The organism is Burkholderia sp. WAC0059, from assembly GCF_002870125.1.
Taxonomy (GTDB): Bacteria; Pseudomonadota; Gammaproteobacteria; order Burkholderiales; family Burkholderiaceae; genus Paraburkholderia.
On sequence record NZ_PNEO01000007.1, the window covers coordinates 202,425 to 227,605 of the forward strand.

Annotated in this window: 17 protein-coding genes and 1 tRNA gene; 10 read left to right on the forward strand and 8 right to left on the reverse strand. The window is 67.2% G+C overall.

The genetic code is table 11. From position 1 onward, the window contains the following. Positions 1-5: 5 nt before the first annotated feature. Positions 6-2,702, reverse strand: a complete 2,697-nt coding sequence (gene aceE / locus CY652_RS09630; RefSeq protein ID WP_102130480.1) for a pyruvate dehydrogenase (acetyl-transferring), homodimeric type — start codon at positions 2,700-2,702, stop codon at positions 6-8. Between the two features lie 273 nt (positions 2,703-2,975). Here aceE and fixL point away from each other — a divergent pair, with 273 nt between their 5' ends. The 4 genes from fixL to CY652_RS09650 all read left to right on the forward strand — a co-directional run bounded on the left by fixL (position 2,976) and on the right by CY652_RS09650 (position 9,523). Then, complete coding sequence (fixL, locus tag CY652_RS09635) at positions 2,976-5,510, forward strand: oxygen sensor histidine kinase FixL (RefSeq protein WP_102130481.1); 2,535 nt, start codon at positions 2,976-2,978, stop codon at positions 5,508-5,510. After that, positions 5,507-6,157, forward strand: a complete 651-nt coding sequence (gene fixJ, locus CY652_RS09640) for an oxygen response regulator transcription factor FixJ (RefSeq protein WP_102130482.1) — start codon at positions 5,507-5,509, stop codon at positions 6,155-6,157. Before fixL ends, fixJ begins: the two co-directional genes overlap by 4 nt. Positions 6,158-6,386: 229 nt before the next feature. After that, complete coding sequence (gene folD / locus CY652_RS09645; protein WP_102130483.1) at positions 6,387-7,244, forward strand: bifunctional methylenetetrahydrofolate dehydrogenase/methenyltetrahydrofolate cyclohydrolase FolD; 858 nt, start codon at positions 6,387-6,389, stop codon at positions 7,242-7,244. Positions 7,245-7,408: 164 nt separating this feature from the next. Continuing rightward, the gene (locus CY652_RS09650; protein WP_102130484.1) at positions 7,409-9,523 is read left to right on the forward strand and encodes a M3 family metallopeptidase; all 2,115 of its coding nucleotides are present in this window, start codon (positions 7,409-7,411) and stop codon (positions 9,521-9,523) included. A 36-nt stretch (positions 9,524-9,559) separates the two neighbouring features. Here CY652_RS09650 and CY652_RS09655 read toward each other — a convergent pair whose 3' ends face one another. Continuing rightward, on the reverse strand, positions 9,560-10,846 hold the full coding sequence (locus CY652_RS09655; protein ID WP_102130485.1) for an amidohydrolase family protein: 1,287 nt from the start codon (positions 10,844-10,846) through the stop codon (positions 9,560-9,562). 91 nt (positions 10,847-10,937) lie between these two features. Next, positions 10,938-12,140 (reverse strand): DNA polymerase IV, encoded by a 1,203-nt coding sequence (gene dinB / locus CY652_RS09660; RefSeq protein WP_102130486.1) that lies wholly within the window; start codon positions 12,138-12,140, stop codon positions 10,938-10,940. A gap of 334 nt (positions 12,141-12,474) precedes the next feature. Between dinB and CY652_RS09665 the strand changes: the two genes are divergently transcribed. Continuing rightward, positions 12,475-13,008 carry a GNAT family N-acetyltransferase gene (locus CY652_RS09665; RefSeq protein ID WP_102130487.1) on the forward strand — a complete coding sequence of 178 codons (534 nt, stop codon included), beginning with the start codon at positions 12,475-12,477 and terminating at the stop codon, positions 13,006-13,008. 305 nt (positions 13,009-13,313) lie between these two features. On the opposite strand, the gene CY652_RS09670 is transcribed toward CY652_RS09665, so the two are convergent. Beyond that, a tRNA-Met gene (locus CY652_RS09670) sits at positions 13,314-13,390 on the reverse strand. 734 nt (positions 13,391-14,124) lie between these two features. On the opposite strand from CY652_RS09670, the gene CY652_RS09675 reads away from it, so the two are divergent. From CY652_RS09675 to xth, 5 genes are all read left to right on the forward strand, one after another. Next, entirely contained in the window at positions 14,125-14,793 is a 669-nt protein-coding gene (locus CY652_RS09675) for an ABC transporter permease (protein ID WP_374703645.1), read from the forward strand. After that, positions 14,790-15,725, forward strand: coding sequence for a glycine betaine ABC transporter substrate-binding protein (locus CY652_RS09680; protein ID WP_102130488.1), 936 nt, complete (start codon positions 14,790-14,792; stop codon positions 15,723-15,725). Before CY652_RS09675 ends, CY652_RS09680 begins: the two co-directional genes overlap by 4 nt. A 14-nt stretch (positions 15,726-15,739) precedes the next feature. Then, positions 15,740-16,393, forward strand: coding sequence for an ABC transporter permease (locus tag CY652_RS09685; protein ID WP_102130489.1), 654 nt, complete (start codon positions 15,740-15,742; stop codon positions 16,391-16,393). Next, on the forward strand, positions 16,390-17,583 hold the full coding sequence (locus tag CY652_RS09690; RefSeq protein WP_102130490.1) for an ABC transporter ATP-binding protein: 1,194 nt from the start codon (positions 16,390-16,392) through the stop codon (positions 17,581-17,583). Before CY652_RS09685 ends, CY652_RS09690 begins: the two co-directional genes overlap by 4 nt. Before the next feature lie 148 nt (positions 17,584-17,731). Beyond that, entirely contained in the window at positions 17,732-18,520 is a 789-nt protein-coding gene (gene xth / locus CY652_RS09695) for an exodeoxyribonuclease III (RefSeq protein WP_102130491.1), read from the forward strand. A 21-nt stretch (positions 18,521-18,541) separates the two neighbouring features. On the opposite strand, the gene CY652_RS09700 is transcribed toward xth, so the two are convergent. From CY652_RS09700 to glnA, 4 genes are all read right to left on the reverse strand, one after another. Continuing rightward, positions 18,542-20,677, reverse strand: coding sequence for a prolyl oligopeptidase family serine peptidase (locus CY652_RS09700; protein ID WP_102130492.1), 2,136 nt, complete (start codon positions 20,675-20,677; stop codon positions 18,542-18,544). A gap of 205 nt (positions 20,678-20,882) precedes the next feature. Beyond that, positions 20,883-22,391, reverse strand: a complete 1,509-nt coding sequence (gene ntrC, locus CY652_RS09705) for a nitrogen regulation protein NR(I) (RefSeq protein WP_102130493.1) — start codon at positions 22,389-22,391, stop codon at positions 20,883-20,885. Then, positions 22,388-23,569, reverse strand: coding sequence for a nitrogen regulation protein NR(II) (gene glnL, locus CY652_RS09710; protein WP_102130494.1), 1,182 nt, complete (start codon positions 23,567-23,569; stop codon positions 22,388-22,390). The genes ntrC and glnL overlap by 4 nt, the downstream gene beginning before the upstream one ends. 196 nt (positions 23,570-23,765) lie before the next feature. Beyond that, positions 23,766-25,181 carry a type I glutamate--ammonia ligase gene (gene glnA, locus CY652_RS09715; RefSeq protein WP_102130495.1) on the reverse strand — a complete coding sequence of 472 codons (1,416 nt, stop codon included), beginning with the start codon at positions 25,179-25,181 and terminating at the stop codon, positions 23,766-23,768.

Genomic DNA, 25,181 nt, shown 5'->3' on the forward strand with positions numbered 1-25,181 from the left:
ATGCGTTAGACGGTCATCGGATTGGGTTTGGACGGATCGAGGTTGTACTTCGCGAGCGCGTCGGCAACCACCTTGCGTTCGATCGTGCCCTCGTCGGCCAGCGCGCTGAGCGCCGTCACGGTCACCCAGTAGCGATCCACCTCGAAGAAGTGGCGCAATTGCTCGCGCGTGTCCGAGCGGCCGTAGCCGTCGGTGCCGAGCACGACGTAGCGGTTCGGCACGAGGCCGCGAATCTGGTCGGCGAGCGCACGCACGTAGTCGGTCGACGCAATCACCGGACCCTGGGCACCCTTGAGCAGCTTCGCGACGTGCGACTCGCGGCGCGGCTCGCTCGGGTGCAGCAGGTTCCAGCGCTCGACCTCGTGGCCTTCGCGCGCGAGCTCGGTGAAACCCGGCACGCTCCAGAGGTCGGCAGCGACGCCCCAGTCGTTCTTCAGCAGGTCGGCGGCGGCGATCACCTCGTTGAAGATCGTGCCCGCGCCGAGCAACTGCACGCGCGGCGCCTTCTTGTCGGCCTCGGCCTTGCGGAACGCGTACATGCCCTTGATGATGTCCGCGGCCACATGCTCACCCTGCGGAATCGCCGGGTGCTCGTAGTTCTCGTTCATCACCGTGACGTAGTAGTACACGTCCTCCTGCTCCTGCACCATGCGGCGCAGGCCGTCCTGCACGATCACCGCGAGCTCGTAGCCGAACGTCGGGTCGTAGCTCACGCAGTTCGGCACCGAGGCCGCCCACAGCAGCGAGTGGCCGTCTTCGTGCTGCAGGCCTTCGCCGTTGAGCGTCGTGCGGCCCGCCGTGCCGCCCAGCAGGAAGCCGCGCGAGCGCATGTCGCCCGCGGCCCAGGCGAGGTCGCCGATGCGCTGGAAGCCGAACATCGAGTAGAAGATGTAGAACGGGATCATGATCTCGCCGTGCGTCGAGTACGACGTCGCGGCGGCGATCCAGTCCGACATGCCGCCGGCCTCGTTGATCCCTTCCTGCAGGATCTGGCCGGTCTGCGATTCCTTGTAGAACATTAGCTGGTCGGAGTCTTCCGGGACGTACTTCTGGCCGTCCTGGTTCCAGATGCCGATCTGGCGGAAGAGCCCTTCCATGCCGAACGTGCGCGACTCGTCGGGCACGATCGGCACGATGCGCTTGCCGAGCGCCTTGTCCTTCAGCAGGATGTTGAGAATCCGCACGAACGCCATCGTCGTCGAAATCTCGCGGCCTTCGCCCGTGCCCTTGAGCAGCGGATCGAACGCCTCGAGCGCCGGCACCGGCAGCGACTGCGCCTTCTGCCGGCGCGCCGGCAGATAGCCGCCAAGCGCCTGACGATGCGAGCGCATGTACTCGAGTTCCTTCGAGCCTTCCTCGAACGTGAGGTACGGCACGTCGGCGACGTCCTCGTCGGAGATCGGCAGGCGGAACTGGTCGCGGAACGACTTCAGTTGCTCCACCTGCATCTTCTTCTGCTGGTGGGTGATGTTCATGGCCTGGCCGGCCTCGCCCATCCCGTAGCCCTTGATCGTCTTGGCGAGGATCACGGTCGGCTGGCCCTTCGTCTGGGTCGCCGCGTGGAATGCCGCGTAGATCTTGTGCGGATCGTGGCCGCCGCGGTTCAGGTTCCAGATGTCGTCGTCGGACCAGTCGGCGACGAGCGCCTTGAGCTCGGACGTATTGAAGAAATGCTCGCGCACGTAGGCGCCCGACTCCGACTTGTAGGTCTGGTATTCGCCGTCGACGACTTCCATCATCCGGCGCATCAGCGCGCCGCTCTTGTCGCGCGCGAAGAGCGCGTCCCAGCGGCTGCCCCAGATCACCTTGATGACGTTCCAGCCCGCGCCGCGGAACTCGCTTTCGAGCTCCTGGATGATCTTGCCGTTGCCGCGCACCGGGCCGTCGAGACGCTGCAGGTTGCAGTTGACGACGAACACGAGGTTGTCGAGCCGCTCGCGGCCGGCCATGCCGATCGCGCCGAGCGATTCCGGCTCGTCGGTCTCGCCGTCACCGAGGAAGGCCCAGACCTTGCGGCCTTCGGTCTTCGCGATGCCGCGCGCCTGCAGGTACTTCATGAAGCGCGCCTGGTAGATCGCCATGATCGGGCCGAGCCCCATCGAGACGGTCGGGAACTGCCAGAAGTCCGGCATCAGCCACGGGTGCGGGTACGAGGAGATGCCCTCGCCGCCCACTTCCTGACGGAAGTTGTCGACCTGCTTCGGCGAGAGGCGGCCGAGCAGGAACGCGCGCGCGTAGACGCCCGGCGACGAGTGGCCCTGCACGAACACGAGGTCGCCGCCGTGCTGTTCCGACGGCGCGTGCCAGAAGTGGTTGAAGCCGACGTCGTAGAGCGTCGCGGCCGAGGCGAACGACGCGATGTGGCCGCCCACGTTGGTGTGCTTGCCCGCGCGCAGCACCATCGCCATGGCGTTCCAGCGCGTGTACGAGCGGATGCGGTGCTCGATGTCCTGGTCGCCGGGATGGTTCGCCTGCGCGACGACGGGAATCGTGTTGATGTACGGGGTGTTGGCCGAGAACGGCAGATGCTCGCCATGCACGCGGGCGAATTCGATCTGCTTTTCGATCAGGTAGTGCGCGCGGTCGGGACCGATCGTGGAGATGACGCCGTCGAGCGCTTCGAGCCACTCGGCGGTTTCCTGCGGATCGTCGTCCTTCTCGGTGGTGACGTATTTGAGAACTTCGTCAGGTACAGCGGACATGCTCGTCTCCTGAATATAGGGAACGCTGTTGAACGGACGACGCGGAACGGGTGGCCGCGGCAGTTTCCGGGCGATTGTAATGACCCGTCCGCGCATCGCGCAACAAGATTTTCGAATAGCGAGATGCAATTTTACAATGCGAAAAATTGCTGCAACGCACGCTGGAGCGTTTCCGCAGATTCGCCCATCCCTGCGAGTTTGCTCCCGTTTGTCTGCGATTTACCGCTTCTTTCACGTCATTTGCGTGTCTTACGCTGAGCTACAATCCTTGCCATGTTGACCGAACGGCTTTTCGCTCGCTCGGCGCGAGCGCCGGTCCCGCCCGGCACGTCGTCGCCGTCCCGCTGGCACCACGGACCGTGGTGGTCCAATTCCTATCTGCTGACCCCGCTCCTGTCGATCCTGGTGTTCCTCGTCGTCATGAGCCTGATCCTCTGGAGCCTGAACCGGCGCGAGGAGCAGCAGCAGCAGGACACGCTGTACCGGAACGTCGCCTGGGCGCAGCAGCAGATCCGCCTGTCGATGACGGGCGCCCAGGACCAGCTCCTCGCGCTCGCGCGCGACGTCGCCACGGGCCACACCGACGAACCGTCGTTCCAGGCCGAGGCCACCGACATCGTCGAGCAGCATCCTGAAATCCTCTACCTGAACTGGTATACGAGCCAGCAGACGCCGCGCTGGCCCGAACTCGCGCCGCCCGAGGCCGCCTCCGCGCCGACGGCGCCCGGCCTGCATGCCGCGGGCCTCGACGACGCCTCGCTCGGCGAGGCCGTCAAGGGCGCCTTCGGCGAGGCGCGCGAGACGCGCCGCCAGGCCTACTCGCCGCTCCTCTACGACGATCTCGGCAAGGGCTACATCACGCTGCAGACGCCCGTGTACCGCGACCGCGAGTTTCTCGGCTCGATCGCTGCCGTGTTCTCGGTGGCGAGCATGCTCCGGCACGACATCCCGCCCGAGCTGTCGGCCAAGTACAAGATTTCGATCCTCGACGCGAACAACCACGAGCTCGCCACCACCTCGACGCGCCCGCGCCTGCCCCGCGACGTGTTCTACGACCTGCCGCTCAACCCGCCGGGCGAGGGCGTCTCGGTACGCGTGTACGCCTATCCGCAGATCACCAACTTCACGAACAACACGCTCGTCTGGCTCGTCGCCGGGCTCTCGTGCTTCGTGCTGTGGAGCCTCTGGAGCCTCTGGAAGCACACGCGGCAGCGCTTCGAGGCGCAGCAGGCGCTCTATGCCGAGGCGTTCTTCCGGCGCGCGATGGAGAATTCGGTGCTCATCGGCATGCGCGTGCTCGACATGCACGGATGCATCTCGCACGTGAATCCGGCGTTCTGCCGGATGACGGGCTGGGACGAGAGCGACCTCGTCGGCAAGACCGCGCCATTCCCCTACTGGCCGCGCGACGCCTACCCCGAAATGCAGCGCCAGCTCGACATGACGCTGCGCGGCAAGGCCCCCTCCTCGGGCTTCGAGTTGCGCGTGCGGCGCAAGGACGGCTCGCTCTTCCACGCGCGCCTCTACGTCTCGCCGCTCATCGACAGCTCGGGCCGGCAGACCGGCTGGATGTCGTCGATGACCGACATCACCGAGCCCAAGCGCGCGCGGGAGGAACTGGCCGCCGCGCACGAGCGCTTCACGACCGTGCTCGAAAGCCTCGACGCCGCCGTCTCGGTGCTCGCCGCCGACCAGGCCGAGCTGCTGTTCGCGAACCGCTACTACCGGCATCTGTTCGGCATTCGCCCGGACGGGCACCTGGAGCTCGCGGGCGGCGGTCTCGACAGCGCGCAGGCCTCGTCCGACTCGATCGACATGGTGGACGCCTATGCGGGCCTGCCCGCCGCCGCGCTGACCGAAAGCGCCGCCGACGCGCAGGAGGTCTACGTCGAGCGCATCCAGAAGTGGTTCGAGGTGCGGCGCCAGTACATCCAGTGGGTGGACGGCCACCTCGCGCAAATGCAGATCGCCACCGACATCACGACGCGCAAGCAGGCCGAGGAGCTCGCGCGCCAGCAGGACGAGAAGCTGCAGTTCACGAGTCGCCTGATGACAATGGGCGAGATGGCCTCGTCGCTCGCGCACGAGCTGAACCAGCCGCTCGCCGCGATCAACAACTACGCGTCGGGCACCGTCGCGCTCGTGAAGTCGGGCCGCGCGTCCTCCGACAACCTGCTGCCGGTGCTCGAGAAGACGGCCCAGCAGGCGGTGCGCGCCGGCATGATCATCAAGCGCATCCGCGAGTTCGTGAAGCGCAGCGAGCCGAAGCGCCAGGCGACGCGCGTCGCTGACATCGTCGCCGACGCGGTCGGCCTCGCCGAGATCGAGACGCGCCGGCGCCGCATCCGCATCGTCACCGACATCCGCTCGCGCCTGCCCGTCATTTACGTTGATCCGGTGCTGATCGAGCAGGTGCTCGTCAACCTGCTCAAGAACGCCGCCGAGGCGATGGCCGCGGCGCGGCCCAACGCCGTCGACCCGGTGATCCGCGTCGTCGTGCGGCGCGAGCACGGCAACGTCTGCATCAGCGTCGTGGACCAGGGCCCCGGCGTCGACGAGGCGGCGGCCGAGCGGCTCTTCGAGCCGTTCTACAGCACCAAGTCCGACGGCATGGGCATGGGCCTGAACATCTGCCGCTCGATCATCGAATCGCACCGCGGCCGCCTCTGGGTCGTCAACAACGTCGAGTCCGACGGCCACGTCACCGGCGCCACGTTCCATTGCAGTCTGCCGATCGGCGAAGCCGACGGCGCGAATCAGGACGGCTCCGAAGAGCCGGCAACACAAACCGTAACGGGAGACACATGAACAATCCGGCCCCCCCCCAGGAAACCGTCTTCGTCGTCGACGACGACGAGGCCGTGCGAGACTCTCTGCGCTGGCTGCTCGAGGCGAACGGCTACCGCGTGCAGTGCTTCACGAGCGCGGAGTCGTTCCTCGAGGCCTGGCAGCCCGCCCAGACCGCCGGCCAGATCGCCTGCCTGATTCTGGACGTGCGCATGTCGGGCATGAGCGGGCTCGAGCTGCAGGAGCGGCTGATCGCCGAGAACGCCTCGCTGCCGATCATCTTCGTGACCGGCCACGGCGACGTGCCGATGGCCGTCTCGACGATGAAGAAGGGCGCCATGGACTTCATCGAGAAGCCGTTCGACGAGGCCGAGCTGCGCAAGCTCGTCGAGCGCATGCTCGACAAGGCGCGCACCGAGAGCAGCAGCGTCCAGCAGCAGCGCGCGGCGGCCGAGCGGCTCGGCAAGCTGACCGCTCGCGAGCACCAGGTGCTCGAGCGGATCATCGCGGGGCGGCTGAACAAGCAGATCGCCGACGATCTCGGCATCAGCATCAAGACAGTCGAGGCGCACCGCGCCAACATCATGGAAAAGCTCAACGTCAACACGGTCGCCGACCTGCTGCGTCTCGCGCTCTCGAACAAGCCGCAGCAAGCCCAGCCGCAGTAAGGCACGCCAGCCCCTCCCGGGACGGGTTCTCCGCCCCGAAACCGTCGCGCGGCCGCAAAGCTCCGCGGTCCGCGACGGTATAATGTTCCCTTGCCCAGCGACGCTCCGTCCGCACACCGCGCGCTTCGCGCGAGCGGTCCGCCGCCGCATGGACCGCACCGCCCGCCGCCGGAATTCGCGTCTGCCCTGCCGTGCTCCACACTCTCGACCTTCGACCTCTCGACCGACCATGACAGCCACCCTGATCGACGGCCTCGCCCTCTCCAAGACCCTGCGCGCCGAGGTTGCGACGCGCGCCGCCGCCCTGACCGCCCGCGGGCATCGTCCGGGGCTCGCGGTCGTGCTGGTCGGCGACAATCCGGCGAGCGAGGTCTACGTGCGCAACAAGGTGAAGGCCTGCGAGGACAACGGCCTTTATTCCTCGTACGACCGCTATCCGGCGACGTTTCCCGAGGTCGACCTGCTCGCGCGCATCGACGAACTGAACTGCGACCCGCAGATCCACGGCATCCTCGTGCAGTTGCCGCTGCCCGCGCACATCGACAGCCACAAGGTGATCGAGGCGATCGCGCCCGGCAAGGACGTGGACGGCTTCCACGTCGCCAACGCGGGCGCGCTGATGACGGGCCGGCCGCTCTTTCGCCCCTGCACGCCGTACGGCGTGATGAAGATGTTCGAGGCCTACGGCATCCCGCTCGCAGGCGCGAACGCGGTCGTGATCGGGCGCTCGAACATCGTCGGCAAACCGATGGCGCTGCTGCTGCTCGAAGCCGGCGCGACCGTCACGATCTGCCACAGCAAGACCCGCGACCTGGCCGCGCACACGCGCGAGGCCGACATCGTGGTCGCGGCGGTCGGCAAGCGCAACATCCTCACGGCCGACATGGTGAAGCCGGGCGCGACCGTCGTCGACGTCGGCATGAACCGCGACGACGCCGGCAAGCTTTGCGGCGACGTCGACTTCGCCGGCGTGCAGGCCGTGGCCGGCCACGTCACGCCGGTGCCGGGCGGCGTGGGCCCGATGACGATCACGATGCTGCTCGTCAACACGATCGAGGCGGCCGAACGCGCGGCGGCGGCCGCCTGACGGGCCGGCCCGAGGCCCGCGCGCGACGCCGTCGCGCGGCCCCGGCCGACATCTGCTAATTTGAGGCATGGCCGGTTGCAAACCGCGCAGCGCGTCCCAATGTCCGTCACAGGACACGCCGCGCGTCCCGGCCCTTTCCCCTCCCGAGACAGACAGGACTCACCATGGCTACGACTTTCTCCCGGCACGACAATCCGCTGCTCGACTTCACCGGCCTGCCGCGCTTTAGCGACATCCGGCCGGAACACGTCACGCCGGCGCTCGACGTGCTGCTGGCCGACGCCCAGGCCGCCGTCGAGCGGGCCAGCCAGCCGACGACGCCGGCCACGTGGGCCGACGTCGTCGAGCCCGTCGAACAGGTCTCCGAGCCGCTGTCGCGCGCCTGGAACGTCGTCGGCCACCTGAACGCCGTCGCCGATACGCCCGAGCTGCGCGCCGCCCACGGCGAAAACCTGCCGCGCGTGACCGAGTTTTGGTCGAGCGTCGGGCAGAATCTCGCGCTCTACGAGAAGTACAAGGCCATCGCCGCGAGCAACGCCTACGCACTCCTCGGCAGCGAGCGCAAGAAGATTCTCGAGAACGCGCTGCGCGACTTCCGCCTGTCGGGCGCCGAACTGCCCGAGGCGAAAAAACCGCGCTTCGCCGAGCTGCAGGAACGCCAGGCGGCGCTTTCGAAGGCGTTCTCCGACCACGTGCTCGACGCGACCAACGCCTACGCGTACTACGCGACGCAGGAAACCGAACTCGTCGGCCTGCCGGAGGACGCGATCGCCGCGGCCCGCGAGGCCGCCGAGCGCGAGAACAAGGAGGGCTGGAAGTTCACGCTGCACTTCCCGTCGTATTTCCCCGTCATGCAGTATTCGGAGAACCGCGCGCTGCGCGAGGCGATCTACCGCGCCTACGTCACGCGTGCCTCCGAGCTCGGCCCCGTGTACGGCGGCGGCAAGCCCGAATGGGACAACACGGAGATCATCGCCGAGCAGTTGAAGCTGCGCGCGGAAGAGGCCGCGATGCTCGGCTACCGCAACTTCGCCGAGGTCTCGCTCGCGCCGAAGATGGCGGAATCGCCGCAACAAGTCATGACGTTCCTCGAAGACCTCGCCACGCGCGCCAAACCGCACGCGCAACAGGACTGGCAGGAACTGCGCGAATTCGCGGCGGGCGAGCTCGGGCTCGCCGACCTGCAGCCGTGGGACATGGCGTTCGCCGCCGAGCGGCTGCGCCAGAAGCGCTACTCGTTCTCCGAAAACGAGGTCAAACAGTACTTCCCGGAAGACTTCGTGCTGAAGGGGCTCTTCAAGGTGACGGAGACGCTCTTCGGCGTGCGCATCCGCGACGACTCCGCGCCGACCTGGCACCCCGACGTGCGCTTCTTCCGCGTCGAGAACGCCGACGGCACGCTCGTCGCGCAGTTCTATCTCGACCTCTACGCGCGCGAGGGCAAGCGCGGCGGCGCGTGGATGGACGACGCGCGCGCGCGGCGGCGCCTCGGCGAGCGCGACGTGCAGACGCCCCTCACCTATCTGACCTGCAACTTCTCGGCGCCCGTGGGCGGCCGGCCCGCCTGCTTCACGCACGACGAGGTCATCACGCTGTTCCACGAGTTCGGCCACGGGCTTCACCACATGCTCACGCGCGTCGACGAGCTCGGCGTTTCGGGCATCAACGGCGTCGAGTGGGATGCGGTCGAGCTGCCGTCGCAATTCATGGAGAACTTCTGCTGGGAGTGGGACGTGCTCGGCGAGATGACCTCGCACGTCGACACGGCCGAGCCGCTGCCGCGCGCACTGTTCGACAAGATGCTCGCGGCGAAGAACTTCCAGAGCGGCCTCGGCACGCTGCGGCAGATCGTGTTCTCGATGTTCGACATGGCGCTCCACGTCGATTTCGACGCGGCCGGCGGCAAGAGCGCGAACGACCTCGCGCGCGAGATCAACGAGCGCTACCACGTGATTGCGCAGGCGCCGTTCTCGCGCTGGCCCGACACGTTCAGCCACATCTTCGCGGGCGGTTACGCGGCCGGCTACTACAGCTACAAGTGGGCCGAGGTGCTGTCCGCCGATGCGTACGCGGCGTTCGAAGAAGCCGCGCAGACCGGCGAAGGCAGCGTGCTCGACGCGGCGACGGGCACGCGCTACCGGCGCGAAATCCTCGAAGTGGGCGGCAGCCGCCCGGCGATGGAATCGTTCAAGGCGTTCCGCGGGCGCGAGCCGAGCATCGATGCGCTGCTGCGCCACAACGGCATGGCCCAGCCGCCCGCCGCCCGCCAAGTTCCCTGACCAAGCGGACGCCGTCGCCGCGCGGCCGGGTCCGCCTCACCGATGCAGGCGGAAGTCCACCTCGGCGGGGCGGCCCTCCAGCGAGAGCGTCGCCCGCGCGGCCGGCGAACGGCTCACCACCTTCCCGCGCCGCACGACCGCGAGACGCGCCGCGCGCAGGCGGATCGCCTCGACCGGATCGCGCGCGTCGAGCACGACGCAGTTCGCCTCGCATCCGGGCGCAAGCCCATACCCCTCGAGACCCAGAATCCGCGCCGGATTCACGGTCACGGCATCGAAGCAGGCGCGCGTCGCCGCAAGCCCCGTCATCTGCGCGACGTGCAGCCCCATGTGCGCGACTTCCAGCATGTCGGCCGAGCCGAAGCTGTACCACGGGTCCATCACACAGTCGTGCCCGAATGCCACGTCGATGCCCGCCGCCATCAGCTCCGGCACGCGCGTCATGCCGCGCCGTTTCGGGTAGGTGTCCGAGCGCCCCTGCAGCGTGATGTTGACGAGCGGGTTCGCGATCGCCGCGACGCCCGCCTCGCGCATCAGCGGCAGCAGCTTGCTCACGTAGTCGTTGTCCATCGAGTGCATCGACGTGAGATGCGAGCCCGCCACGCGCCCGTGCAGGCCGAGCCGGTGCGTCTGCGCGGCGAGCGTTTCGATGTGGCGCGACTGCGGATCGTCGGACTCGTCGCAGTGCATGTCGACGCGCAGGCCCTTCCGCGCCGCGAATTCGCAGAGCAGTCGCACCGATTCCGCGCCGTCGGCCATGGTGCGCTCGAAATGCGGAATGCCGCCGACCACGTCCACGCCCATCGCGATCGCGCGCTTGAGATTGTCGAACGCGCCGGGGCTTCGCAGCAGCCCGTCCTGCGGGAACGCCACCAGTTGCAGGTCGAGATAGGGCGCTACCCTGCGCCGGACTTCGAGCAGTGCCTCGACGGCGAGCAGCCGGTCGTCGCAGACGTCCACGTGCGAGCGGATCGCGAGCAGGCCACGCGCCACGGCCCAGTCGCAATACGCGAGCGCGCGGGCGACGAGCGCCTCCTGCGTCAGATGCGGCTTGAGCTCGCCCCAGAGCGCGATACCTTCGAGCAGCGTGCCCGACTCGTTCACGCGCGGCAAACCATACGAAAGCGTCGCGTCCAGGTGGAAGTGCGCGTCAACGAACGGCGGCGTGACGAGCGAGCCGGCGGCGTCGATCTCCTGCGGGGCGCTCGCGTCGAGCCGCGCCTCGACGGCGACGATGCGGCCGCCCTCGATGCCGATGTCGACTTCGGGATGCCCCGCGGGATGCGCGTGGGCCAGCACGGCGCGGCGAATGATCAGATCCATGGGCAGCTCTCCCCTTCCCGTTTTGCGTCGATTCTAGAGGGTCCAAAAAGCGGGCGGCGGATGGCGAACCGACGACGGCAAAGGCAGACAGCTATCGCGTGTCTTCGGCCGGATCGTCTCCGCCGTCGTGCCCGTCGTCGCTTTCGTCTCCCGCTTCGTCGTCGGCCTCGTCGTCGAACAGCGCGAACTGTCCGCGCGGCGCTTCGTGCGCCTCTTCGAGCCGCACGCCGACGCCGAGCAGCCGCACCGGCCGGTCGCGCCGCGCGAGGCCCTTTTCGAGCAGACCCAGCAACGTCGGCAGATGGGGCGCGTCGCCGACGCATTCGACCGTCGTGCGCTGGAAATCGGCAAAGCGGATCTTCACGAACAGCTTGCGGATCGAGGCTGCCGCGCCGGCGCGCTCGATCCGCGCGTCGAGCAGGCCGGCGAGCCGCACGAGTTCCTCGCTGCAAGCCTCGAGCGTGAGCAGATCGGTGACGTAAGTCGTCTCCACGCTCACCGACTTGCGTGCCCGGTCCGCGCAGACCGGCCGCTCGTCGATGCCGCGCGCGAGCTCGTAAAGCCGCTTGCCGAACACGCCGAAGCGCCGGTGCAGATCGACGAGCGGCCAGTTCCGCAGTTGCGCGCAGGTCTCGAGCCCGAGGCGGTCGAGCTTCGACGCCGTCACCTTGCCGACGCCGTGAATCTTGCGCACCGGCAGCGCGGCCACGAACGCGTCCACCTCGTGCGGACGCACGACGAAGAGGCCGTCGGGCTTGTTCCAGTCCGACGCGATCTTCGCGATGAACTTGTTCGGCGCCACGCCGGCCGACACGGTCACGCCCACGGTTTCGCGCACGCGTTCGCGAATTTCGGCGGCGATCAGCGTGGCGCTGCCCTTGCAACGGTCGGTATGGGTGACGTCGAGATAGGCCTCGTCGAGCGACAGCGGCTCGACGTCCGGCGTGTAGTCGCGATAGATGGCCATGATCTGCCGCGACGCGACGCGATATTTCTCCATCGCGCTCGGCAGGATCAGCAGTTCGGGGCACTTGCGCATCGCCAGCGCCGACGACATGGCCGAGTGAACGCCGAAGCGCCGCGCCTCGTAATTGCAGGTCGCGATCACCCCGCGCTGGTCCGGCCGTCCGCCGACGGCCAGCGGACGACCACGCAACGACGGGTCGTCGCGCATTTCGACCGACGCGTAGAAACAGTCGCAATCGCAATGGATGATCTTGCGTGCGAGCGGCGCGGCGGCGGTCGCCAGGGCGGGAAATGACGCGTTCAAGATTCCGATACTGTACAAAAACACAGTGTCTTTATCAAGATGCCCGATCCGTTTTTCGCCTTTTCCCTATCCGGCGTTTCGGCCATGAAAACCATCGGCAAATAAACCGCTGCGCGCCTACACGCCGAAGCGAAATCGAATGATTCACAAATCCGGGTAGATATGCGAGCATCCTGGACATGGAACCCCGTAACGTTTCGAACCTATCTCACCATCATCACGGCGGTCGTAGCTCACGGCGCCGTGGATCGTTACGTCCATAGCAAGGCATACGGGCAATCGCTACCGTACTCCATGCACCAACGACCAGGGCGCCTTTCAAGGCGCCCTTTTTATTTTCCACGTGGATGAGCCAAAGATGATCGAGCCGATCCAGTATCGCCGGGCGACCGGCAACGATATCCTGACCCTATGTGAATTGGGCCAAATCCTGAATGCGGTTCATCACGAGGCTCGTCCCGACATCTTTGCGGACGCAACGCCGCAATTCGCGCGCGACGAAGCGCACTGGCTTCCCAGTCTCCGCGAGGAAAATCGGGCCGCCTTTCTCGCGGAGCAGGGACGTGCAGCGGTCGGATTTATTACCGTTCAGGTCATACCGCTGGCCAGCCCGCTGCTACAGCCTTTAGTGGTCGGGCGAATCGGTTCGATAGGTGTCGTGCAGCGCCTTCAGGGACAAGGGATCGGGCGGGCGCTGATAGCGCTTGCGGAAAACTGGGCGCGGGAGAATGAGGCCACCGACATGCGGTTGAACGTCTGGGCATTCAACGAACGAGCGACCAATCTATATAAGGAATTCGGCTATGAGATTCGCGCGTTCGAAATGGGAAAGCCCATTTCTTCGATGACGCACGATCTGCAGAAGCCGTCGACGGGGAATGACCGACGCTGAATCAGCGACGAGGCATTGGCACGCCGTTGCCGAGACAACCGATCGAGCAGACCCACGCCACGGGAAAGCCGATCCGCCTGCGCGTGCTCCGGGTCAATCCGGCGAGACGGTTTTACGAACAAAACGGCTTCAGGATAGAACACTCGAGCGACGAGCGGTATTTCATGTCTTATGAGCTGAGCTGCCGTATTGGGAATCGGCGAGCAAATCGAGCAAATCGGAGCCGCGAAAACAACCAGGCGGCGAATAGAAATGCAAAAAGCCTGCATGGCTTCCACCATGCAGGCTTTTCAAAATCGAGGTACTGGTTGCGGGGGTAGGATTTGAACCTACGACCTTCGGGTTATGAGCCCGACGAGCTGCCAGACTGCTCCACCCCGCGTCCGTTGAGAAAGTAATTATAAGGAGAAACGCCTCGCCGGTCAATCATCTTTCCGTCCCGCAAACAAAACACCGGCGTTCGCTGCGCTCAAGACACCTTCAGCGCATCGTCGAACTGTCCGACGGGGCATCGCCACCTGGCACTCCCGCCCTTCATTTCCCAAACTTTTGCCGGTCCTCTTCCGCTCGTTTTCGCGCCCCAGCCAATTAATTCGCATCCCGTAACGATTAATCGGGGAATATTTTGACGGGTAGACAGCCTCGACGAGGCTTTATATACTCCGCACATCGAAAGCTACCGATCGATGCAATTTCAGCACCGTTAGCCGGGGTTCGGCGAGCGTTTGCAGCACCCGGCATCAACCCTGCACGCCGCTACCCCTCTCTTCGTTCATCGGGGTTCTCACCCCCTCGAAGAACGCATCACCGAAACCGCGTTTTCTTTTCCTACTGTCGTCCGCGCGGCGCAGTTGCGCTTGCGCCCGCGGACTAACGATGACGGATGCGACGCGGGCCCGAACGGGCATGCGTCATCGGGGCCAGGTCCGTACCGCTTCGCACCGGCTCGTCCGGTTCCAGTCGGTTAGTCGCGGCTCCGCCGCGGTCAGTCGAACTCCCTTTCGCGACGTCGCAAGACGTCCGCGCGGCAGGCCTTGCGCGTGTCGCCCCGAACCAGGAGGCGCCTTGATCTCTCGACCTACCGTACGTTTCGTATCCGGCAGCGTCGCCGTCGCCATCGTCGCGGCTTTACTGCTTCGCGCCATCGGCATCGACGCGCTGAAACGCTACGCGCCCGATCTCGCCTACTACACGGAGCGTCACCTGCTGCTCGTCGGCTATTCGATGAGCGCGGCGCTCGCGGTCGGCATTCCCGCCGGCGTGCTGCTGAGCCGTCCCGCCGTCGTGCGTCAGGCCGAACGCATCATGCAGATCTTCAACGTCGGCAACACGGTGCCCTCGCTCGCCGTGCTCGCCATCGCGCTCGGCATCTTCGGCATCGGCGACGTGCCGGCGATCATCGCGCTTTTTCTCGCCTCGCTGCTGCCGATCACGCGCAACACTTACGAAGGCCTCCGGCAGGTGCCCCAGGCGTTGCTCGAAGCCGCGCGCGGCATCGGCATGACCGGCTGGCAGTCGCTGCTGCGCGTCGAGTTGCCCGGCGCGTTGCCGATCGTCCTCGGCGGCGTCCGCACGGCGCTCACGATCAACGTCGGCAGCGCGCCGCTCGCGTTTCTCATCGGCGCCGACAGCCTCGGTTCGCTGATCTTTCCCGGCATCTATCTCGACAACGAAAAGATGCTGCTGCTCGGCGCCGCCGCCACCGCGCTGCTGGCGCTGCTGCTCGACGGCGCGCTATCGGCCGGCGGTCGCTGGATGCTCGCGCGGCGGGGGATGACGCCATGACCGTCAATCCGTCGCGCGCCGGCCGCCTGCGCCGCTTCGCCTCGAAGGCCGTCGCATACGCGTTCGCGCTCGTTGCGCTCGGCGTCTTTTGCCTCGACGCGCGCGCGGAAACGCTCGTGCTCGGCGGCAAGAACTTCACCGAGCAATACGTGCTCGACGAAATCACGGCGCAGTATCTGCGCTCGAAGGGCTATCGCCTCGACGTGCGCACGGGCCTCGGCAGCACGCTGCTGCGCAGCGCCCAGGTCGACGGTCAGGTCGACATCGTCTGGGAATACACGGGCACGGCCGCGCTCGTCTACGACAAGATCACCGAGAAGCTCGATCCGCGCGACACCTATCTGCGCGTGAAGGCACTCGATGCGAACCGCGGCATCGTCTGGCTCGACGCCTCGCCGCTCAACAACACCTATGCGCTGGCTCTGCCGCGCCAGGTCGCGCAGGCCACCGGCATCCGCACGATCTCGCAGTTGGCCGCGAAGCTGGCCGGCGATCCGAAAAGCACGCGCCACCTGTTCGCCATGGACATCGAGTTCGCCAATCGCCCCGACGGGCTCGTGCCGCTCGAAGCGGCGTACGGCATGCATTTCAGCCGCGCGGACACGCGCCAGATGGACCCCGGTCTCGTCTACACGGCGTTGCACAACGACCAGGTGATGATCGGCCTCGTCTACACGACCGACGGCCGCGTGAAGGGCTTCGGCATCGTGCCGCTCGAAGACGATCGCCATTTCTTTCCCGCCTACAACGCGACGCCCGTCGTGCGCGCCGTCGTGCTGCAACGCCATCCTCAACTCGCCGCGCAGCTCGACGCGCTATCCGCCGCGTTGAACAACGACGTCATGCTCGACATGAACAAGCGGGTGGACGTCGACGGCCAGTCCGTCGAATCGGTGGCCGCGCAGTTCCTGCGCACGCACCGGCTGCCCTGAACGGAGACGAACGCGTGAACGTGATCGATTACCTCGCGTCGAGCTGGCCCGAGCTGCTGCGCCTGACTCTCCAGCATCTTTATCTGGTCGGCATCGCCGTGGGCTGCGCCATCGCCGTCGGCGTGCCGCTCGGCATCCTGATCGACCGCCACGCGTGGCTCGCGCCGCCGCTCATCGGGCTCGCGACCGTCATCCTCACGCTGCCGTCGATCGCACTCTTCGGCCTGATGATCCCCGTGTTCTCGCGCTTCGGCGAGGGAATCGGCGCCGTGCCCGCCATCACGACCGTGTTTCTCTACGCGCTGCTGCCGATCATGCGCAACACGTTCCTCGCGCTGCGCAGCGTCGACGCCGGCATCAAGGAAGCCGGCGCCGGCATCGGCATGACGGACTGGCAGCGGCTGCGGCTCGTCGAACTGCCGCTCGCCGTGCCCGTCATTCTCGGCGGCGTGCGCACGGCCGTCGTCATGAACATCGGCGTGATGACGATCGCCGCCGTGATCGGCGCGGGCGGCCTCGGCGTGCTGATCCTGCGCGCCATCGGCCAGAGCAGCATGATGAAGCTGCTGGTCGGCGCGGTGCTCGTGAGCCTCGTCGCCATCGCCGCCGACCTGCTGCTGCAGGCGCTGCAGCGCCTTCTGACGCCACGGGGAATCCAGAAGCCATGATCGAACTCGACCGACTGACGAGAGACTTCGCGCGCAAGGACGGCCAGACCGTGCGCGCCGTCGACGCGGTGAGCCTGACCGTGCCGGAAGGCGAAATCTGCGTGTTTCTCGGTCCGTCCGGCTGCGGCAAGACCACGACGCTCAAGATGATCAACCGCCTGATCGAGCCGACTTCGGGCCGCGTGCTGATCGGCGGCGAAGACACAACGACGCTCGACGAAGTGGACCTGCGCCGCCACATCGGCTACGTGATCCAGCAGGTCGGCCTGTTCCCGAACATGACCATCGAGGAGAACGTCACGGCCGTGCCGCGCCTGCTCGGCTGGAACAGGAAGCGCTGCCGCGAGCGCGCGGCCGAACTCATGTCGATGGTCGCGCTCGATCCGAAGCTTTATTCGAAGCGTTATCCGCGCGAGCTGTCGGGCGGCCAGCAGCAGCGCATCGGCGTGATCCGCGCGCTCGCGGCCGACCCGCCCGTGCTGCTGATGGACGAGCCGTTCGGCGCGGTCGACCCGATCAACCGCGAGGCGATCCAGAACGAGTTCCTGCACATGCAGCGGCAACTGAAAAAGACCGTCATCATGGTGAGCCACGACATCGACGAGGCGATCAAGCTCGGCGATCGCATCGCCGTGTTCCGGCGCGGCCGGCTCGTCCAGTACGATCGCCCGGACACGCTGCTCGCGCATCCGCGCGACGAGTTCGTCTCGCAGTTCATCGGCCAGGACAGCACGCTCAAGCGCCTTTTGCTCGTCACCGCCGGCGACGCCGCCACGCGGCCGCCCTTTGCCGCGCCCGGCACGACGCTCGCCGAAGCGTTCGACGTCATGGACCAGCAGGATTGCCGCGCGCTCACGGTGGTGGATGCCGGACGCCGCGTGCTCGGCTACGTGACGCGCCGCGCAGCGCGCAGCAGCACGGGCCTGTGCGGCGAACATCTGACGGACTTCGCGGCAACAGTCCACGTGGGCGACAACCTGCGCGTCGTGCTCTCGAAGATGTATCAGTTCGGCACGTCGTGGATGCCGGTGCTCGACGCGGACGGCGGCTACGTCGGCGAGATCACGCAGGACTCGATCGCGGCCTGGCTCGGTTCCGCGCGCACGCCCGGGCAAGCGGACGACGCCGCGCCGGCAGCCTTCGTCGCGCCGCCCGGCGACGCGGGCACGCAAACGACGAACGGCCGCTGACGCGCACGCAAATCCCTTCTCGCCCGCCGTTGCCGCTGTGGCCCGAACGGCAACCCGATCGGCGCTGGTACACTCCGTTCGGCGAGAATCGGCGCGCCTCGGCCTGTCGCCGCCGCGAACGCCATCGGACATAGAGAAGAGGTCTCATTTGAAAATCGCCACCTGGAACGTCAACTCCCTGAAGGTCCGCCAGCAGCACGTGATCGACTGGCTCGAACAGAGCCAGGTGGATGTGCTGTGCCTCCAGGAGCTCAAGCTCACCGACGACAAGTTTCCGCGTGCCGAAATCGAGGCGCACGGCTACCGGAGCTGGTACGCGGGCCAGAAGACCTACAACGGCGTCGGCATTCTCGTGCGCGAGGGCCTCGCGGTCGACGAGGCGAGCGTCGTGCGCAACATGCCGACGTTCGAGGACCCGCAGCAGCGCGTGATCGCGCTGAGCGTCGGCGGCGTGCGGATCGTCAGCGCGTATTTTCCGAACGGCCAGGCGCCCGGCACCGAGAAGTTCGATTACAAGCTGCGCTGGCTGAACGCGCTGCACGACTGGCTCGCCGGCGAACTCGCGCACCATCCGAAGCTCGCGCTGCTCGGCGACTACAACATCGCGCCCGAGGATCGCGACGTCCACGATCCGAAGGCCTGGGAGGGGCAGAATCTCGTCTCGCCCGAAGAGCGCGCGCAATTCGCGCGGCTCGTCGGGCTCGGGTTCGTCGACGCGTTCCGTCTTTTCGAGCAGCCCGACAAGACCTACACGTGGTGGGACTACCGGATGTTCGCGTTCCGCCGCAACGCCGGGCTGCGCATCGACCACATCCTGCTCTCGCCCGCGCTCGCGAAACGATGCGTGTCGTGCGAGGTGGACAAGGCCCCGCGCAAGTGGGAGCAGCCCTCCGACCACACGCCCGTCGTCGCGCAGCTCGACGAAAACGCGTCCTGAGCGACGCGTCCGGCGCATCCGTCACGCGTCGGCGTCTTTGCCGTCCTTTCCGCCGAGACAGGTCCACAGAAAACCGAACACGAGCGCGTCGTACTGCGCGCGCTCCAGCTCGTCGCTGCCGGGCCCGTGCCCGCCGTCCGTGTTCTCGAGATACCAGACCTGCGTGTGGCCCTGCTGCTGCATGCGCGCCGCCATCTTGCGCGCGTGGCCCGGATGCACGCGGTCGTCGCTCGTGGAAGTCGTCAACAACAGCGGCGGATAAGCGACGCCCGCCGCCACGCGGTGATACGGCGACCAGGCGGCGAGCGCGCGCGCCTCGCGCGCCGACTCGGGACCGTCGTCGCCATCGGGATCGCCGTATTCGTCGAGCCACGAGGCGCCCGCGTGCAGCAGCGGATAGCGCCGCATGTCGAGCAGCGGCGCCTCGCAGACCACGGCGCCGAACAGCGCCGGCGCCTGCACCATGCAGGCGGCCACGAGCAGCCCGCCGTTGCTGCCGCCCTTGATGCCGAGTTGACCCGGGCTCGTCACGCCGTCGGCGATCAGTTGCCGCGCGACCGCGATGAAATCGTCGAACGAGCGCTGCCGGTGCTCGCGCTGCGCGCTCGCATGCCACTCGCTGCCGTATTCGCCGCCGCCGCGGATGTGGGCGATCGCCACGACGCCGCCCTGCTCGAGCCAGCCGATTCCGGCGTCGACGAGATACTGAGGCGTAAGCGGAATCGCGAAGCCGCCGTATCCGGTCAGCAGGCACGGTCCCGGCTTGCGCGCGCGGCCTTCACCTTCGAGCGCCTCGCGCGGGCCGATCACCGTGCAGGGCACGCGCGTGCCGTCGCGCGAACGCGCGTGCGTGCGCATCACCATGAACGGCGACGCGTCGAACTGCGTCGGCCAGCGGTCGATCAACTCCCAATCGTCGAGATTCGAGGCGACCAGATCGGCGAGCCAGTACTCGGGCGGTTGCAGATAATCGTCGACGTCGACGTAGACCTCGTCGTCGAGCGTCTCCTCGACCGGCGACACCTCCACCTGCGAGGACGCGTGCACCGGAAACGGGCGCGCCTGCCAGTCCCAGGCGCCCGGCGCCGTCTCGCGCGGCTGCCAGAGCATCGTGCGGCTCTGCACGTCGTCGAGCCAGGAGACGATCAGATAGTGCCGCGTGCTCGTCCAGTCGCAGGCCGAGGTGACGGGCGTCGGCGTGAAGAGCGGCGTCATCGCGCGGGCGCCCGCGAGAAACACGTCCTCGCGAATCGCGAGCAGCGCACCGCCGGGCCAGGTCGCGCCGCCGCAGGTCCAGTCGAGCCTCGGCTCGAGCAGCAGCCAGCCGTGCCAGGCGCCTACCGCGACGTGGGCCGGCAGGTCGTAGCGCACCCACTCGCCCTGCCCGTCGAGCCGGAACGTATACGAATCGAAGAAGTCGATGCTGCGCACCACCTCGTGACGCCGCTCGACCGGATCGTAGTCGGCCTCCACGCTGACGTCGCCGGCCTTGCCGCGAAACACCACGGGCGCGTCGGCGAGCCGCGTGCCGCGTGTCCAGCGCCGCACTTCGCGCGGATAGCCCGAGCGCGTCAGCGTCGCGGGCCCGTTGTCCCAGCCCACGTAGACGGTGTCCCGGTCGATCCACGATACGGTGTGCTTGCCTTCGGTCGCGATCCCGAAGCCGCCCTCGACGAACGCGCGGCGCTCGATGTCGAACTCGCGAACCACGGTGGCGTCGGCGCCGCCGGCCGACAGCGCGATCAGCGCCCGGTCGCCGTCCGGGTAGAGGATGTCGATGCCGGCGCAGACCCACGGACGGTCTTCCGCCGCGCCGAGCGCATCGAAGTCGATGAGCAACTGCCAGTGCGGCGAGCGGGCCCGCCAGTCTGCCCAGAGCGTGCGCCGCCACAGACCCTTGGGATTGTCCTCGTCGTCCCAGAGATCGTAGGCCCATTGTCCCCAGCGACTGGGAATCACGGGCCGCTCGCGCGGCAAATAGGCCTGCGCGAGACGCTTCGCGAGCGCGTCGAGGCGCGCGCCGCCTTGCCAGGCCGCACGCGTGCGCGCGTTCTGCGCCTCGACCCACGCCGTCGCGTCGGCGTCGTCGAGCGATTCGAGAAACTGGAACGGATCGGCCTCGTCGGGCCAGGGAGAACGAAAAGAAGAAACGGGCATGGTCGACTGCTGCGTGGAAACAGCGTCGATTATGCCCGCTTGCCGGCACGGCGGAGCGGCCGGCCGTGCCGCGCGCCGCGATGCGTCGCGAGAAAAACGCAGCGCGGCAGGCTCGTTCCCGCATCGTCTTTCGCGCAAAGCGCAACCGGCCGGCGTTCGCGCCCGAGGCACGGGCATATCGTGCCCATCGCGCGAGCCGCGCGCGTCACTCCAGATTCAGCTCCTGGATCTTGCGCGTGATGGTGTTGCGTCCGATGCCGAGCCGCTCGGCGGCCTCGACCTTGCGGCCGCGCGTGAAGTCGAGCGCCTCGCGGATGACGGCCGCCTCGAAGCGTCGCGACAGCTCGTCCATCACGTCGGCGCTGTTTTCGCGCAGGAGCCGCGCCACCTCGGTGCGCAGCCCGCTTTCCCAGACGCTCACGGGCGTCGCCACGGCCGCGCCCGACGCAGCCGGCGCGGCCACGGCGCCCGCCAGCCCGGCGGCGGCACCGCCCATCGTCGCCGCCTCGGCCAGCGGCGCGCCGGCGGCCGACGATTCGGCCACGCCGCCGCTGCCCTGCGCCGGCACGAGGTCGGGCGGCAAGTCCTTGATCTCGATGGTCTGCGCGGGCGCCATCACGGTCAGCCAGTTCGCGAGGTTTTCGAGCTGCCGCACGTTGCCCGGAAACGGCAGCGACGAGAGCCAGACCAGCGCCTCGTCGGACACGCGCTTGGGCTCGACGCCGAGCTCGCGCGCGCTCTTCTGCAGAAAGTGCCGCGTCAAAAGCGGAATGTCCTCGCTGCGCTCGCGCAGCGCCGGCAGGCGCAGGCGAATCACGTTGAGCCGGTGGTAAAGGTCCTCGCGGAAAAGCCCCTGGCGCACGCGCGTCTCGAGGTTCTGGTGCGTGGCCGCGATCACGCGCACGTTCGCGCGCAGCGGGTTGTGGCCGCCGACGCGGTAGAACTGGCCGTCCGAGAGCACGCGCAACAGGCGCGTCTGCAGGTCGAACGGCATGTCGCCGATTTCGTCGAGGAAGAGCGTACCGTTCTCGGCCTGCTCGAAGCGCCCCTGGCGCATGGCCTGCGCGCCCGTGAACGCGCCGCGCTCATGGCCGAACAGCTCGGACTCGAGCAGATCCTTCGGAATCGCCGCCGTGTTCAGGGCGATGAACGGGCCGTTCGCGCGCGGGCTATGCCGGTGCAGCGCACGCGCGACGAGCTCCTTGCCGGTGCCCGATTCGCCCGTGATCAGCACGGTCGCCGCCGAATGCGAGAGCCGGCCGATCGCGCGAAACATGTCCTGCATGGCCGGCGCCTGGCCGAGCATCTCGGGCGCCTCGGCAACGCGCTCCTCCCACGGATGCTCGCCGCGCACGCTCTCGTCGACGGCGCGGCGGATCAGCTCGACCGCCTTGTCGACGTCGAACGGCTTGGCGAGATATTCGAACGCGCCGCCCTGGAACGCGGCCACGGCGCTATCGAGGTCGGAGAACGCCGTCATGATGATGACGGGCAGCCCCGGCACGCGCTCGCGCACCGTCTGCAGCAGCTCGAGCCCGGAGCCGCCCGGCATCCGGATGTCGGACACGAGCACCTGCGGGCTGTCGTGGTCCAGCGCGCCCGCGGCCTCGCGCACGTTCGCGAAGCTGCGGGTGGCGAAGTTCTCGCGTGCGAGGGCCTTTTCGAGCACCCAGCGGATCGATTGGTCGTCGTCTACTATCCAGATCGGCTTCATAAAGATCGGTCAGAAATCGTGGGGGCGTTGCGGTCCTGGTTGTCGAGCGGCAGCCGGATCCGAAACTCCGTATGGCCGGGCCGGCTTTCCACCTCGATCAAACCGTCGTGCTGCTGGACGAACGTCTGCGCGAGCGTCAAGCCGAGACCGCTGCCATCCTCGCGTCCGGAGACGAGCGGATAGAAGATGCGGTCGCGAATCTCTTCCGGAATGCCGGGCCCGTTGTCGACGATACGCAAGTCCAGTGCCAGCTTGCACAGACGCTTCGCGATCGTGATCTTGCGCGCGATCCGCGTGCGTATCTCGATGCGCGCGTCGCCCTGCGCGATGCGCTCGCGCAGCGCCTGGGCCGCGTTGCGCATAATGTTGAGCACGGCCTGGATTAGTTGCTCCTTGTCGCCGCGCAGGTCCGGCACGCTCACGTCGTAGTCGCGCTCGACCGTGAGCCCGCGCGGAAACTCGGCGAGGATCACGGCCCGCACGCGCTCGCAGACCTCGTGGATGTTCACGTCGCCGACGATGTGCGGGTGCCGGTGCGGTTCGAGCAGCCGGTCGACGAGCGTCTGCAGCCGGTCGGACTCCTTGATGACGACCTGGGTGTACTCGCGCAGTTCGTCGCGCCGCAGCGCGCCGAGCTCGAATTCGAGCAGTTGCGCCGCACCGCGGATGCCGCCGAGCGGGTTCTTGATCTCGTGCGCGAGGTTGCGGATCAGTTGCTTGTTCACGGCCGTCAGGTCGTGGATGCGCTCCTCGCGGTCGCTGCGCACGTACCGCTCGTTCTCGAACAGCTCGAGCAGCACGTAGTCGGGCGTCGCCTCGAGAAAGCCGACGATGACGTGCACGTGCATCGGCTCGCGCGCCATGCGCTCGAGCACGGCGTCGAGCCGCGTCGCGTGGAAACGGTGCGCGGCGATCGACGCGATCGTCGCGATCAGTTCGTCGGGGTTCGAGAACAGGTCGTGCCACACCATCTGCGCGAGCTGCCGGCGCGACAGCTCGAGCATCGCTTCCGCGGACGGATTGGCGAACGCCACCCGCAGCGTGCGCTTGTCGAGCACGAGCACGGCCGTCGGCAGCGCCTCGAAACCCGGCAGCAGCCCCGAGCCGACTAGCTGGGCGTCGTCCGACAGGGGCTCCGCATGCCCCCTTCTTGCCTTGATCAGATTCTTGAGCACCATGTTCCAGACCGGCTGCCGCAAGGCGCGCCGGAAATGACGTCCAGGTTCGCGCGCGACCGGCGTGCGCCGCGAGCAGACGTTGCGCTGCGCGCGAGACGGCCCAACGAAAAAGGGACGGCGCCGCCGTCCCTTGGTGACCGATCGCGAACGTCGGGCAGGCGCTTCGCCGCCGGGGCGAGAAGCGCCATCGCTGCAATTACAGCGAGTAGTACAGTTCGAACTCGACCGGATGCGTGGTCATGCGCACGCGCTGCAGCTCGGCTTCCTTGAGCGCGAGGTACGCATCGATCATGCCGTCCGTGAACACGCCGCCGCGCGTAAGGAACTCGCGATCCTTGTCGAGCGACTCCAGCGCCTGGTCGAGGCCCGCGCAGACGGTCGGGATCTTCGCATCCTCTTCCGGCGGCAGGTCGTACAGGTTCTTGTCGGCGGCTTCGCCCGGGTGGATCTTGTTCTGCACGCCGTCGAGACCCGCCATCATCAGGGCCGAGAAGCACAGGTACGGATTCGCCATCGGGTCCGGGAAGCGCGTTTCGATGCGGCGGCCCTTCGGGTTGCTCACGTGCGGAATGCGGATCGAGGCCGAGCGGTTGCGCGCCGAGTAGGCGAGCTTCACCGGCGCTTCGAAGTGCGGCACGAGACGCTTGTACGAGTTCGTCGTCGGGTTCGTGATCGCGTTCAGCGCGCGGGCGTGCTTGATGATGCCGCCGATGTAGAACAGCGCGAATTCCGACAGGCCGGCGTAGCCATTGCCCGCGAACAGGTTCTGGCCGTCCTTCCAGATCGACTGGTGGACGTGCATGCCCGAGCCGTTGTCGCCGACGACGGGCTTCGGCATGAAGGTCGCCGTCTTGCCGTACGTATGCGCGACGTTATGGACGATGTACTTCAGTTGCTGCGTCCAGTCGGCGCGTTGCAACAGCGTCGAAAACTTGGTGCCGATTTCGTTCTGGCCCTGGCCCGCCACTTCGTGGTGGTGCACTTCGACCGGAATGCCGATCTGCTCGAGCAGCAGGCACATTTCCGAGCGGATGTCCTGGAACGAATCGACCGGCGCGACCGGGAAGTAGCCGCCCTTCACGCCCGGGCGGTGACCCGGGTTGCCGCCTTCGAATTCCTTGCCCGACGACCACGGGGCTTCGTCCGAACCGATCTTCACGAAGCAGCCCGACATGTCCGTGTTCCACTGGACCGAGTCGAAAATGAAGAATTCCGGCTCCGGGCCGAAGTAGGCGGTGTCGCCGAGGCCCGAGCTCTTCAGGTACGCTTCGGCGCGCCGCGCGAGCGAGCGCGGGTCGCGCTCGTAGCCCTTGCCGTCCGACGGCTCGATCACGTCGCAGGTCAGCACGAGCGTCGATTCTTCGTAGAACGGGTCGATGAATGCGGTGTCCGGATCCGGCGAGAGCAGCATGTCCGAGGCTTCGATGCCCTTCCAGCCGGCAATGGACGAACCGTCGAACGCATGGCCGCTTTCGAATTTGTCTTCGCCGAAGGCCGACACCGGCACCGAAACGTGTTGCTCCTTGCCGCGCGTGTCGGTGAAACGGAAATCGACAAACTTGACGTCCTCGTCCTTGACGAGCTTCATGACGTCGGCCACGGATTTACTCAT

Bases quoted from the DNA above. Each gene is read 5' to 3' on its own strand.
- aceE (WP_102130480.1), bottom strand. From the start codon at position 2,702: ATGTCCGCTGTACCTGACGAAGTTCTCAAATACGTCACCACCGAGAAG.
- fixL (WP_102130481.1), top strand. From the start codon at position 2,976: ATGTTGACCGAACGGCTTTTCGCTCGCTCGGCGCGAGCGCCGGTCCCG.
- fixJ (WP_102130482.1), top strand. From the start codon at position 5,507: ATGAACAATCCGGCCCCCCCCCAGGAAACCGTCTTCGTCGTCGACGAC.
- folD (WP_102130483.1), top strand. From the start codon at position 6,387: ATGACAGCCACCCTGATCGACGGCCTCGCCCTCTCCAAGACCCTGCGC.
- CY652_RS09650 (WP_102130484.1), top strand. From the start codon at position 7,409: ATGGCTACGACTTTCTCCCGGCACGACAATCCGCTGCTCGACTTCACC.
- CY652_RS09655 (WP_102130485.1), bottom strand. From the start codon at position 10,846: ATGGATCTGATCATTCGCCGCGCCGTGCTGGCCCACGCGCATCCCGCG.
- CY652_RS09665 (WP_102130487.1), top strand. From the start codon at position 12,475: ATGATCGAGCCGATCCAGTATCGCCGGGCGACCGGCAACGATATCCTG.
- CY652_RS09680 (WP_102130488.1), top strand. From the start codon at position 14,790: ATGACCGTCAATCCGTCGCGCGCCGGCCGCCTGCGCCGCTTCGCCTCG.
- CY652_RS09690 (WP_102130490.1), top strand. From the start codon at position 16,390: ATGATCGAACTCGACCGACTGACGAGAGACTTCGCGCGCAAGGACGGC.
- CY652_RS09700 (WP_102130492.1), bottom strand. From the start codon at position 20,677: ATGCCCGTTTCTTCTTTTCGTTCTCCCTGGCCCGACGAGGCCGATCCG.
- ntrC (WP_102130493.1), bottom strand. From the start codon at position 22,391: ATGAAGCCGATCTGGATAGTAGACGACGACCAATCGATCCGCTGGGTG.
- glnL (WP_102130494.1), bottom strand. From the start codon at position 23,569: ATGGTGCTCAAGAATCTGATCAAGGCAAGAAGGGGGCATGCGGAGCCC.
- glnA (WP_102130495.1), bottom strand. From the start codon at position 25,181: ATGAGTAAATCCGTGGCCGACGTCATGAAGCTCGTCAAGGACGAGGAC.